This is a genomic window from Algisphaera agarilytica (assembly GCF_014207595.1).
GTDB classification, from domain to species: Bacteria; Planctomycetota; Phycisphaerae; order Phycisphaerales; family Phycisphaeraceae; genus Algisphaera; species Algisphaera agarilytica.
This window is the reverse complement of record NZ_JACHGY010000001.1, coordinates 1,528,962-1,541,113: the sequence shown is the minus strand read 5'-3', so window position 1 is coordinate 1,541,113 and position 12,152 is coordinate 1,528,962. Positions and strand designations below refer to the sequence as shown.

Genomic DNA, 12,152 nt, shown 5'->3' with positions numbered 1-12,152 from the left:
AGACCGCGTCATGTCCCGCAAGCCCTGGCAACTGAATCGACGGACGTTCCTCAAGGGGGTGGGCGTGTCCTGCATGCTGCCGTACCTCGAGTGCATGGGGGCACCGGCGGTGGCGTCGGCCTCCGCGGCGGGGGCGCCCAAGCGGATGTGCTTTGTGTACTTCCCCAACGGCGTGGGCCTGCCCCCCGAAGACAGCCCGCACCGCGCGGACTGGAGTTGGTTCCCCCGCGGCTCGGGCAAGGACTACACCTTCACCAAAACACTCGAACCGCTTGAGCCGCACCGCGACAAACTCTCGATCCTCGGTGGGCTCAGCCACCCCAACAGCCGCAGCGTGCTCGGGCACATCGCGGGTGACACCTGGCTTACCGGCGGCGACCTCCGCGGCAGCCGATACATGAACCAGGTCTCGGTCGACCAGGTCGCGGCGCAGGCGCTCGCGCCGCACACGCGCTACCCCTTCCTCGCGCTGTCGACCGACGGCGGTGTGGGCTACAAGTCGCGCATCAGCACATTGTCGTTCGACCTGTCGGGCAACCCGATCCCCTCCGAACACCGGCAACGCGACATCTTCGAGCGATACTTCTCGCCCAACGGCGGCGGGACCACCGAAGACCGACGCAAGAGCCTGCAGCAGGGCCAAAAGATCGTCGACCTGGTGCTCGAAGACAGCAAACGCCTGTCGCGCCACCTCGGCAGCCAGGATAAAGCGAAGATGGACGAGTACCTCAGCTCGCTCAGCAGCGTCGAGGCGCAGCTGCAGCGCAACGAGCAGTGGCTCGACATCCCGCTGGCCGACTTCGACGCCAGCAACCTGAATCTCAACGTGGACGCGACCGTCGATCCTGAGGCGTACCTGCGTTCGACGTTCGACCTGATGGTGCTGGGCTTCCAGATCGATCTCACCCGCGTGATGACGTTCATGATGGCCCGCGAAGACGGCATGGGCTTCGGTGAAAACTTCCCGATGCTCGCGCTGGGCATCAAGAAGGGCCACCACAAGATCTCCCACGACAAGACCAAAGACCACTGGATCGAGTGGGGCCGTTACGACCAATGGCTCACCAAGCAGTTCGCCTACTTCATCGACCGGATGAAAAACACCCACGACGAATACGGCCCGCTGCTGGACAACACGCTCACGCTCTACGGCAGCGCCTGCAGCAACACGCATAACGCCCGCAACTACCCGTTGGTGCTCGCGGGCGGCGAGAACCTGGGCCTGCAGCACGGCGAGTACACCGTGTTTGATGAGAAGCACGTGCCGATGTCTAATCTGTACGTGAGCATGCTCAACGCGGTGGGCATCCCGACGGTGTCGTTCGCCGACAGCAACGGGCCGCTGCCCTCGGTCTTCGCCTGATTCTGCGTATCCCTTCTCTCTGCCTCCCCCTCCGGAACCCGTGATCTTATGAAGCAATCCATCTTCGTCCTGGCCCTGGTGTTTGTCGCCTCGTCTCTCGTTGCGTGCGGAGGCGGCGACGGCTCGTCGTCGGAGGGCTCGTCCGAAAAACTGCCGCGCATCGCGGTCGTGCCCAAGGCGGGCGATGTGGAGTTTTGGAAGATGGTCCAGGGCGGCGTGTTGAAGGCCGCCAGCGAAGAAACCGGCTACGAAGTCGTCTGGCAGCCCCCGGCCATCGGCAACGACCGCTCGGAACAGATCAAGACCATCCAGAACCTGATCGTCAAGAAAGTCGACGCCGTTGCGGTTGCGCCCATCGACGCGGTGGACCTGGTCAAGTCGGTGTCCAACGCCAAGAAGAAGGGCATCAAAACCGTGGTCTGGGACTCGGGCCTCGACGACGAGTCGGCCTACGAATCCTTCGTCGCCACCGACAACTTCCAGGGCGGCGTGCTCTGTGCCCGGGCGATGGCCGAGGCGATCAACGAATCGGGCAGCATCGGCCTGCTCCGCTTTGTCGAGGGTTCGCAGAGCACCGAGCAACGCGAGGCGGGCTTCCTCAGCGAGATCAAGAAATACCCCAATATCCAAGTCATCTCCGACTCGCAGCGCGGCGGCGATGAAGTGAAGTCCCAGGAAGTCGGCGCCCGGCTGCTCCAGACCGAGGGCGACAAACTCGACGGCATCTTCTGCAGCAACCAAACCACCACCGAGGGTATGCTCCTGGCGCTCGACAAGTCCCCGTTCAAGGACAAGATCAAGGTCGTCGGGTTCGACTTCAATCCGTACATCGAAGAATCGTTGCGCAACGGCCTGCTCGCGGCCACCGCGTCGCAGGACCCGTTCAACATGGGCTACCTCGCGGTGAAGACATCGATCAACCTGCTCGAAGACAAGCCCGTCGAGAAGCTCGTCGACACGGGCGTTTCTATCGTCACCAAGGACAACATCGACGCCCCGGAGATGCAGCAGGTGTTGTTCCCGGATTACCAGAAGTGGATCGCCGGGCAGTAACCGCATGGCTCGTCGCATCCTCCACCTCGAAGGCGTTCACAAACGCTTCGGCCCGGTCCACGCCCTGCGCGGCGTGGAGCTGGACGTCTACGAGGGCGAGGTCCACGCGCTCATCGGCGAAAACGGCGCGGGCAAGAGCACGCTGATGAAAATCCTCAGCGGCGCCCACCCCGCGACCGAAGGCCGCATCACACTGAACGATCGGCCGTACACCCCGGCCCGCCCCAACGACGGCCGACGCGCGGGGGTCGCGATGATCTACCAGGAGCTCACCCTCGCCCCCGACCTGAGCATCGAGCAGAACATCATGCTCGGCATGGAGCAGCACCGCTGGGGCTTCGCCAAGAACAACACCCCGAAGATCCGCGACGCGCTGGCCCTGCTCGGGCACCCCGACCTGTCGCCGCAGACGCGCGTGGGCTCGCTGAAGATCGGCACCCAGCAGCTGATCGAGATCGCCCGGGCGATCGTCAGCGAAGCGAAGATCATCATCATGGACGAGCCGACCAGCTCGCTGTCCAGCGAAGACACGCGTCGGCTGTTCGAGGTGATCCGCAAGCTGCGCGACCAGGGCATCGCCGTGATCTACATCAGCCACTTCCTCGAAGAGGTGCAGGAGATCGCCGACCGCTACACCGTGCTACGCGACGGCGAGACCGTCGGCACCGGGATGATGGACGGCGTAACTGTCCCGCAGATCATTGAGATGATGGTTGGCCGATCACTCGACGAGATGTACCCCCGGCTTGAGCACGAGATCGGCGAGGTGGCGCTGCGCTGCGGTCACGTGTCCGGCCAGGAGTTCCCGACCAGCGCCTCGCTACAGCTGCGGCGGGGCGAAATCCTCGGCGTGTTCGGCCTGGTGGGCGCGGGGCGGTCGGAAATGCTGCGCTGCCTGTTCGGCCTCGACCCGATGATCGATGGCGAGGTGGCGTTGGAACAGGGGCGTGAGCTCACGCGGCGTCGTGTCACGCCCGGGCGGTCCTTGGCCGCGGGCCTGGACCTGCTCAGCGAAGACCGCAAGCAGGAGGGTCTGGCCCAGAGCATGACGATCGTGGCGAACACGACGCTGTCGTCGCTCTACAAATCGTCGCGCTACGGATTCATTGATCTCAAACAAGAGAAAGTGATCGCCGACCGCTGGGCCGACCGCCTGGGCGTGAAGTGCCACACCACCACGGACCCGATCAGCACCTTGTCGGGCGGCAACCAGCAGAAGGTCGCCATCGGACGGCTGATGAACCACGACTCGGATATTTTCTTTTTGGATGAACCCACCCGCGGCATCGACGTCGGCAGCAAATCGGAGATCTACCTGATCATCCAGGAGCTCGCCGCGGCGGGGAAGTCGATCATCATCGTCAGTTCGTATCTGCCCGAGCTCCAGGGCGTCTGCGACTCGTTGGCTGTGATGTACCGCGGTCGGCTCAGCCCGGTCCGCGCGATCGAGGATTGGACGCTGCAAGACATCATGGGGTTTGCGACCACCGGCGAGGCCCACGCCCAGACCGCCTGAGCGGTGACACCGTGTTATGAAACTCAAGCCGTTCCTCTACAACATGCTCCCTTTCGTCGGCCTGGTCTTCGTGATCGTGGTCAGCATGATCGCGATCCAGATCAAAGACCCCAGCGGGGAAGACCTGGCCAACTTCATGAGCTTCGACAACATCCGCACGGTGCTGATCCAGACCGTGGTGGTGGGGATCGCGGCGCTGGGCATGACGCTGGTGATCATCAGCGCGGGCATCGACCTGAGCGTGGGGTCGCAGATCGCGCTGGCGACAGTGGTGTTTGCGTTTGTGGTCAACGGCGGGAGTGTCACGCCGCCGGAGGTGGACAGCGCGTCGGGCCTGGCGGTGACGTTGGCGATCCTGGCTACCATCGGGGCGTGCGGGTTATGCGGGCTGTTCAACGGGTGGATCTCTTCGAAGTTCCGCATCGTGCCGTTCATCGTCACGTTGGGAACCATGCTGATCTTCCGCGGGGTGGCGAAGTGGATCGCCGGCGGCGAGGCGGTGCGCACCCCGAAGAACGCGGCTCAGGGCTTCATGGACTACGACGGGGCGCTGGGCATCGGCATCGGGTTCTACCTGCTGATTGCCTCCATTATCGTCACGGCCGTGCTGCTCAAACGCACGGTGTTGGGGCGGTACATCTACGCGATCGGGTCGAGCGAAAACACGGCCCGCCTCTGCGGCATCGGCGTCGAAAACCAGAAGGTGTTCATCTACGTGCTCTGCGGCGTGTTCACCGGCCTGGCGGGCGTGATGCAGTACTCGTTCCTGGGCAGCGGCAACCCTACGATCGCCGTGGGGTTGGAGCTCAACATCATCGCCGCGGTCGTCATCGGCGGTGGCTCGCTCAACGGCGGGTCCGGCTCGGCGATGGGCACGTTCATCGGGGCGCTGATCATGTCGATCCTCGGCAGCACCTGCACCATGCTCGGCGCAGAAACCTACGTGCAGGAAATGACCATCGGCTCGATCGTCATCATCGCCGTCGGCATCGATCGGCTTAAGCACCTCAAGCGTTTTCAGTCTTGAGGTTTGTTTCAGATAGCTTTTTCCATACCCCGTGCATGAGAGTTTTGGCCTGAATTGCGCCTTGCGATTTAACATAGAGGACTGTTTCGCGTTCGCGGAATAAGGCATGAGCTTGACGGATAAGTTCATGGATTTTGATTGGGCTTGATTTAAGATGAATGGTCTTTTTTAATTGAAGAAGCGGGCTTCTTGGGGTTTGAATCGGATTCATGTGAAACCGGATCGGTGCATTAGCCCGGCGATCGCCAAGGGCACGAATAAACGAGTTTGATATGAAGTCTTGTAAAACGTCCAGCTCCCGTTCTGAAACAGGTCAATCCGGGGAGTCAGACAAGCGGCGGGGGGGTGCCCGTCTTGCGCAGGTCGCGGGTTTGTTGTGCTTGCTGCTGGCGGTGGCGGCGGTCCCGCTGGTGATGTGGGGCACGCAACGCGAACGAAGCCAGGTGCGCACGGCGGTGGGTTGGAAGGGCGGATCGCCTGCAACCGAAGCGAGCCGTGAAGGCATCGCCATCACGCCCGCGGCGAACAACCAGCCGCCCGCTCAGAAGGGGCAGGTCCGCTTCAACCGCGACATCCGGCCGCTCATCTCCGACAACTGCTTCCACTGCCACGGCCCCGACTCGGGGACCCGCGAAGCGGGGCTGCGCCTCGACACACACGAAGACCTCCTGCGTGACCTCGGCGGGCGTTTTGCCGTGGTCCCCGGCAAGCCCGAGCAGAGCGAGCTGTACAAACGCATCATCGCGACCGACGCGGACGAGATCATGCCGCCGCCCAAGTCTCACAAGCATCTCAACGCCGAGCAGATCGATCTGTTCCGCCGTTGGATTGAAGAAGGGGCGCAGTGGGAAGACCACTGGTCGTTCGAGCCGGTCGAGCAGCCGCTGTTGCCGGACGTCTCGCGCCCCGAGTGGGTGGAGAACCCGATCGACGCGTTCATTCTGAGTCGCCTCGACAGCGAAGGCCTCTCGCCCAACGACCACGTGGACCGGTACACGCTCGTTCGGCGGGTGAGCTTCGACCTGCGTGGCCTGCCGCCGACGCCCGAAGAGATCGCCGCGTTTGTCGGTGACGAATCGGAAGACGCCTACGAGAAGATGGTCGATCGCTTCCTCGCCTCGCCGAAGTACGGCGAGCACCGGGCGCGGTACTGGTTGGACGCGGCCCGCTACGCCGACACGCACGGATTCCACTACGACAACTTCCGCAACATCTGGCCGTACCGCGACTGGGTGGTGAAGGCGTACAACGACAACATGCCGTTCGATCAGTTCACCGTCGAGCAGATCGCCGGCGACATGCTGCCCAACCCCACGCAGTCGCAGCGCGTCGCCACCGGCTTCAACCGCAACAACCCCACGACCAACGAAGGCGGCGTGATCCCCGACGAGTACCTGGCGATCTACGCCCTCGACCGGGTCGAGGCGACCACGACGACCTGGCTCGGGCTGACCGCGAGTTGTGCATCGTGCCACGACCACAAGTTTGACCCGGTCTCGCAGAAGGAGTTCTACCAGTTCGCCGCGTTTTTCCGGAACACCACGCAGCCGGCGCTCGATGGCAACCGCGCGAACAGCAAGCCGGTGATCAGCGTCTTCGAAGCAGAAGATCAGCCGCGGGTGAAAGAGATCGAGGCCCGGCTCGGGGATATCCGGCAGGAAGTCGCGCAGACCGTTGGCGATGCCTGGCGCTTCGAGCAGGGCGTCGATTGGCTCGGGGCCGATGCCTTGAGCGTGCGGTTGGAAGACTTGTTCGACAGCAGCGAGCCAGCCGAAGCGGTTGCCTCCGAAACGGCTGCGGAGCCTGTCGAATCGTCGGAAGCCACCGAGTTGGCCGAGCCGACTGCGCCCGAAGCGCAACTCCCGCGCCTCGCCACGACCGAGGTGCTGGGCCAAGACGCGATCGAGATCGGCCCCGACACGTACCTCGAACTTGGAGACTTCGGCAACCTCAGCCGGGATGAGGCGTTCACGATCAGCTTCTGGGCCTACGTCCCCAAGGAAGGCGGCCTCCCCGCGGACAAGGTACTCTTCGGACGCTACGACCAGGACAACCACGGGCAGGGCTGGCAGGTCCGCCTCTTGAGGAACAAGTGGATCGAGGTCCGCCTGGCGTCCGGCGACAATCAACACGACGTCGTGACCGCAAAACTCAAGTCTTGGGGTGGGGTGATTCGGCAGGGCGAATGGAACCACGTCGCGCTGAACTACCACCCGCTCGATCAGTCCCGTGTCGTGATCAACCACGACAGCAGCCCGGGCCTGCAGATCTATATCCACGGCAATATCCCGAACGGCCCCAACCGTGGCAGCTCACACATGCTCAAAGGCGATTTCGCGGTCGACAAGCCGTTGGTCATCGGCGATCGGAGCGCGACAGTCGAAGCTGAAGGAGAGAGTGAGGCTAAAGAAGCCAAGCCCTACGAAGGACCGAAAGCGGGGCTGCGTGAGGTGCGAGTGTTCAACCGGGCACTCTCGACGACTGAGCTGAAGTTGTTGGCGAATGCGCTGACCCCTGAAGAGCGTAGGGGCGAAGCCGCCAAGCCGACCGAGGTATCGGGCGAGGCGGCTGAAGTGGCGGCGGAAAACGCCGAGGGCTCTGAACCCGAGTTTAAGCACGAAGCCGTTGCGGGGTTGCTTGCCGAGGCTAGTGCACTCGAGTCGGAGCTGGCGGTGATGCGTGCCTACGCTCCGGTCACGATGGTGATGGAAGAGAAGGCCGACTCCGAGCCGTTCGCCCACGTGCTGGAGCGCGGCCTCTACGACAAGCTCGGCGAGCGGGTCACGGCCGGCGTCCCCGAGGCGCTGCCGCCGCTGCCCGAAGGCGAGTCGGCCAACCGCCTCGGCCTCGCCCGGTGGATCGTCGACGAGGACAACCCGCTGACCGCACGCGTCACGATCAACCGCTTCTGGCAAGAGATATTCGGCGCAGGCCTCGTCGAAACCACCGAGGACTTCGGCAGCCAGGGCAGCCCGCCCACGCACCCCGAGTTGCTCGACTGGCTGGCGCACGAGTTCGTCGCCAGCGGCTGGGACGTGAAGCACATTTACAAGCTGATGCTGATGTCCTCGACCTATCGACAGTCGTCGAAGGTCCGCCCCGAAGTGCTCAAGGTCGACCCGGAGAACCGGCTCCTGGCGCGTGGTGCCCGCTTCCGCTTCGATGCGGAGGTGATCCGCGACCAGGCGTTGTGGCTGAGCACGTTGCTCGTCGAGGATATGGGCGGCCCCCCGGTGAAGCCGTACCAGCCAGCGGGCCTGTGGAAGACGGTGGCGTACCCCAACAGCAACACCGGGGTCTTCAAGGCCGACACGGGCGACAAGCTCTACCGCCGTTCGCTGTACACGATGTGGAAGCGCACCTCGCCGCCGCCGGCGATGATGATCTTCGACGCGCCCGACCGCGAGCACTGCCGGGTCCGCCGCGAGCGCACCAACACGCCGCTGCAGGCGCTGGTGCTGATGAACGACCCGCAGTTCGTCGAGGCGGCCCGCCACCTCGCGCAGGTCGTGATGCATACCGAAAGCGACGACCGCTTCGCCCTGATCTACACCAAGGCGATGGGCAAGGCCCCGTCGGACAAAGCACGCGGCGTCCTCGAAGACACGTTCAACCAGCTCCACGCGATCTACCAAGAAGACCCCGAGAGCGCGAAGAAGCTGCTGGCCGTGGGCGACTCGCCGGTGGACGAAACACTCGACCCGGTCGACTTGGCCACGTGGACCATGATCGCCAACCAGGTGATGAACATGGACGCGTTCATCAACAAGAACTGACCCGCCCCAACGACTCGCCCCTGATCCTGCACCCGCAAAGGCATCAACCATGAGTTACCCCGTCGAAGAATACCTCCAGCTCGAAACCCGCCGACAGTTTTTTACCCGCATGGGTAAAGGCCTGGGCGGCATCGCGCTCGCCTCCATGCTCGGCAAGAACCCGCTCGCCTCGGCGGGCGAGACCAACCCCGCGTCGCTGATCCTGCCCGAGGGGCGCGGCGCCCTCGGCTCTCCGCACTTCGCGCCCAAGGCCAAGCGGGTGATCTACCTGTTCATGTCCGGCGCGCCGTCGCAGCACGACATGTTCGACTACAAGCCGTACATGAAGCTCTGGCACGACAAGGACCTGCCCGAAGAAATCCGCGGCGGTCAACGCCTCACTGGCATGACCTCCGGGCAGGCACGCTTCCCCATCGCCCACTCCATCTACGACTTCAAACAACACGGCCAGTCCGGCGCGTTCGTGAGTGAACTTCTTCCCTACACCTCGCAGATGGTTGACGACATCGCGATCATCAAGTCGATGTGGACCGAGGCGATCAACCACGACCCGGCCATCACCTACATCCAGACCGGCCGGCAGATCCCCGGCCTGCCGAGCCTCGGCGCGTGGGTGAGCTACGGCCTGGGCGCGAGCAACGAAAACCTCCCCACGTTCGTCGTGCTCAACTCCAGCTGGACCGGACGCCAGAGCGCCCAGGCGTTGTTCTCACGCCTATGGGGCAGCGGCTTCCTGCCATCGGAGCACCAGGGCGTGGCCTTCCAGTCCATGGGCGACCCCGTGCTCTACCTCAGCAACCCCGACGGCGTGGGCACGCACTCCCGCCGGATCATGCTCGACGGCCTGGAGCACCTCAACCAGGAAACCTACGAAGAGATCGGCGACCCCGAGGTCCACGCACGTATCGCCCAATACGAGATGGCCTTCCGCATGCAGGCCTCCGTGCCCGAACTCACCGACATGTCCGGCGAGTCCAAGAAGACGCTCGAGCTCTACGGACCCGACGTCGAGAAGCCCGGCACCTTCGCCTACAACTGCCTGCTCGCACGGCGCATGGCCGAGCGCGGCGTGCGCTTCACCCAGATCTTCCACCGCGGCTGGGACCAGCACGGCGCGATCCCGCAGGACCTGCCCAACCAGTGCCGCGACATCGACCAGGCCAGCTACGCCCTGATCACCGACCTGAAGCAGCGCGGCCTGCTCGAAGACACGCTCGTGGTCTGGGGCGGCGAGTTCGGCCGAACGATCTACTGCCAGGGCCCGCTGACCAGCAAGACCTACGGCCGTGACCACCACCCGCGCTGCTTTACCATGTGGATGGCCGGCGCGGGCGTGAAGCCCGGGATCGTCTACGGCGAGACCGACGACTTCGGCTACAACATCACCGAAAACCCCGTCCACATCCGCGACCTCAACGCCACCATCCTTCATCAGCTGGGCATCGACCACAGCCGGTTCAGCGTCAAGCACCAGGGCCTGGACCAGCGCCTGACCGGTGTGGAAGAGGCGCACGTGATCAAGGACCTCCTGAAGTCGTAAGCGCGACGCATCGATCTGTTTTTTATGAAGACACTCACCATTGTTTTGGGAATCCTCGGGGCGCTAGTGGCGGCCGCGCTCGTGGCGATGCCGTTCGTGTTTCCGCTGGAAGGCGAGCCCGGGCCCGACTGGGTCGTGGCGGCGGGGAGGTTCCATATCCTGGCGCTGCACTTCCCGATCGGTTTGCTGCTGATCGTGCCCGTGTTCGAGATGCTCGGGCTGCCGAAGTTCGGCAAGGCGTTGCGCCCCGTGCCGTCGGTGCTCATGGGCTTGGCGATCTGCTTTGCGGTGGCGACCTGCGTGCTGGGCTACATGCTTGCCTGGGGCGACGGCGATGCGGGCGAGCTGCTCGACGACCACCTCTGGGGCGGGATCATCACGACAGTGGTGATGATCGCGGCGCTCGTCATTCGGCTGGCGTACACCACGACCAAACGTGCCGGGGTTTACGTGCCCTACCTCGCGACGCTGGGTTTGAGCCTGGCGTCGCTGACCTGGGGCAGCCACCACGGGGCATCGCTGGTGCACGGCGAAGACTACCTCTACGCCAAGCTGCCCGTGTCGTTCCAGCAGACGCTGGGGGTGTACGAAGCGCCGCCGCCGCCCTTGAGCGAAGCCTCGCCGGTGTTCGCGGGCATCATCGAGCCGATTTTCAACCAGCACTGCTACTCGTGTCACAGCGAAGCCAAGGAGAAGGGTCGATTCCGCATGGACGAGTTCGAGCTGCTGCTCGCCGGCGGCAAGAGCGGAATCCCCGGCGTGGTCCACGGCGACCTGTCGGGCAGCGAAGTCTTCACGCGCATCTCCTTGCCCCTCAACGACGACAAAGTCATGCCGCCCATCGAGAAGGACCGGCTCTCCGCACAGGAAGCCGCGCTCATCGGCTGGTGGATCGAGGGCGGTGCGTCCGAGACAGTCACGATCCAACAACTCGCCGAGCAATCATTCCCCGAAGCGATCGAAGCTGCGGTGATGGAACTGCTGGGCGTCGAAGAAGAGGTACCCGAGCCGCTGAGCCCCGAGGCGTTCGCTGCGGTCGCGGGCCAGATCAAGTCTCACTACGGCATCGACCTCTTCGCCTACTCGCAGAACCTCGAAGACGGGCTGTTCCTCGAAACCCAGAACGCCTCGGCCCCGTTGAGCGCGGAGGTCTTGGCTGAACTCGAGCCGGTGGCGACTCACCTGGTGTCGATCAACCTCTGGCGTCGCCAACTCGAACCCGGGGCGGTCCAACAGATCGTATCCTTCCCCGCGCTCTCAACGCTGCAGCTCGGCCAAACGAACATCACCCCCGAAGACCTCCAGCACCTCGTCGGGCTGAACAAGCTCCGCTCGCTCAACCTGCACGGCACCGCGATCGACGACTCGGCCGTCGAAACCCTGTCGCAGATGAAGTCGCTGCGTCGGCTTTTCCTCTTCGACACCGGCATCTCGGCCGAGGGCATCGAACTGCTCCGCGGCGCGTTGAAAGACTGCGAGATCCTCGTCCCCCAACCCGCCGGGCCCGAGACACCCGTTGCCGAGGGGGAGGCGCCCGCCGAGGGCGAGTCCGCCGAGTACGTCGAGTGACCGATCGGGCCCTGGCCCCGGAGGTGAGTGCTCGATCTTTCACGAAAAGACGGCAATGAAAAACGCCACCAGACAAGGCTGGTGGCGTCCTTATTTCGCTGTTCCGTCGCGTGGGGTGCGATCGGGTTTTGAAGCTCCCGCGGCTGGATTCGAACCAGCAACCAAGTGATTAACAGTCACCTACTCTACCGTTGAGCTACGCGGGAAACGCAGGGCGAGTCACATAGGTTAGCGATCTGCGCCCAAGGTTCAAGGCGCTTGTTGCAAACTCGATCGACGCGTCTGACCGCCGGGGCGGGGGGCGTGGT

At 63.9% G+C, this 12,152-nt stretch carries 8 protein-coding genes and 1 tRNA gene; 7 read left to right on the top strand and 2 right to left on the bottom strand.

Features of this window, described 5'->3' with window-relative positions; all coding sequences use genetic code 11:
* Positions 1–10 precede the first annotated feature (10 nt).
* Genes HNQ40_RS06535 through HNQ40_RS06520 form a run of 4 tightly spaced genes read left to right on the top strand, consistent with a single transcriptional unit; the run spans position 11 to position 4,959 of the window.
* Positions 11–1,363, top strand: a complete 1,353-nt coding sequence (locus tag HNQ40_RS06535; RefSeq protein ID WP_184677075.1) for a DUF1552 domain-containing protein — start codon at positions 11–13, stop codon at positions 1,361–1,363.
* 48 nt (positions 1,364–1,411) lie between these two features.
* Positions 1,412–2,416, top strand: coding sequence for a substrate-binding domain-containing protein (locus HNQ40_RS06530; protein WP_184677074.1), 1,005 nt, complete (start codon positions 1,412–1,414; stop codon positions 2,414–2,416).
* A gap of 4 nt (positions 2,417–2,420) precedes the next feature.
* On the top strand, positions 2,421–3,932 hold the full coding sequence (locus tag HNQ40_RS06525; RefSeq protein ID WP_184677073.1) for a sugar ABC transporter ATP-binding protein: 1,512 nt from the start codon (positions 2,421–2,423) through the stop codon (positions 3,930–3,932).
* Between the two features lie 16 nt (positions 3,933–3,948).
* Positions 3,949–4,959 (top strand): ABC transporter permease, encoded by a 1,011-nt coding sequence (locus HNQ40_RS06520; protein WP_184677072.1) that lies wholly within the window; start codon positions 3,949–3,951, stop codon positions 4,957–4,959.
* Here the strand turns inward: HNQ40_RS06520 and HNQ40_RS06515 are convergent.
* On the bottom strand, positions 4,940–5,170 hold the full coding sequence (locus tag HNQ40_RS06515; RefSeq protein WP_184677071.1) for a hypothetical protein: 231 nt from the start codon (positions 5,168–5,170) through the stop codon (positions 4,940–4,942). The genes HNQ40_RS06520 and HNQ40_RS06515 overlap by 20 nt on opposite strands.
* Before the next feature lie 160 nt (positions 5,171–5,330).
* Between HNQ40_RS06515 and HNQ40_RS06510 the strand changes: the two genes are divergently transcribed.
* The 3 genes from HNQ40_RS06510 to HNQ40_RS06500 are packed head-to-tail and all read left to right on the top strand — an operon-like array spanning position 5,331 to position 11,844.
* On the top strand, positions 5,331–8,735 hold the full coding sequence (locus tag HNQ40_RS06510) for a DUF1553 domain-containing protein (RefSeq protein WP_184677070.1): 3,405 nt from the start codon (positions 5,331–5,333) through the stop codon (positions 8,733–8,735).
* A gap of 49 nt (positions 8,736–8,784) precedes the next feature.
* Positions 8,785–10,275 carry a DUF1501 domain-containing protein gene (locus HNQ40_RS06505; RefSeq protein ID WP_184677069.1) on the top strand — a complete coding sequence of 497 codons (1,491 nt, stop codon included), beginning with the start codon at positions 8,785–8,787 and terminating at the stop codon, positions 10,273–10,275.
* Between the two features lie 24 nt (positions 10,276–10,299).
* The gene (locus HNQ40_RS06500; protein WP_184677068.1) at positions 10,300–11,844 is read left to right on the top strand and encodes a c-type cytochrome domain-containing protein; all 1,545 of its coding nucleotides are present in this window, start codon (positions 10,300–10,302) and stop codon (positions 11,842–11,844) included.
* A gap of 134 nt (positions 11,845–11,978) precedes the next feature.
* Here the strand turns inward: HNQ40_RS06500 and HNQ40_RS06495 are convergent.
* Positions 11,979–12,050, bottom strand: a tRNA-Asn gene (locus HNQ40_RS06495).
* Positions 12,051–12,152 lie beyond the last annotated feature (102 nt).

Excerpts from the sequence above, each read along its gene's own strand:
- HNQ40_RS06515 (WP_184677071.1), bottom strand. The coding sequence starts at position 5,170 with ATGAATCCGATTCAAACCCCAAGAAGCCCGCTTCTTCAATTAAAAAAG.
- HNQ40_RS06530 (WP_184677074.1), top strand. The coding sequence starts at position 1,412 with ATGAAGCAATCCATCTTCGTCCTGGCCCTGGTGTTTGTCGCCTCGTCT.
- HNQ40_RS06525 (WP_184677073.1), top strand. The coding sequence starts at position 2,421 with ATGGCTCGTCGCATCCTCCACCTCGAAGGCGTTCACAAACGCTTCGGC.
- HNQ40_RS06520 (WP_184677072.1), top strand. The coding sequence starts at position 3,949 with ATGAAACTCAAGCCGTTCCTCTACAACATGCTCCCTTTCGTCGGCCTG.
- HNQ40_RS06500 (WP_184677068.1), top strand. The coding sequence starts at position 10,300 with ATGAAGACACTCACCATTGTTTTGGGAATCCTCGGGGCGCTAGTGGCG.
- HNQ40_RS06535 (WP_184677075.1), top strand. The coding sequence starts at position 11 with ATGTCCCGCAAGCCCTGGCAACTGAATCGACGGACGTTCCTCAAGGGG.
- HNQ40_RS06505 (WP_184677069.1), top strand. The coding sequence starts at position 8,785 with ATGAGTTACCCCGTCGAAGAATACCTCCAGCTCGAAACCCGCCGACAG.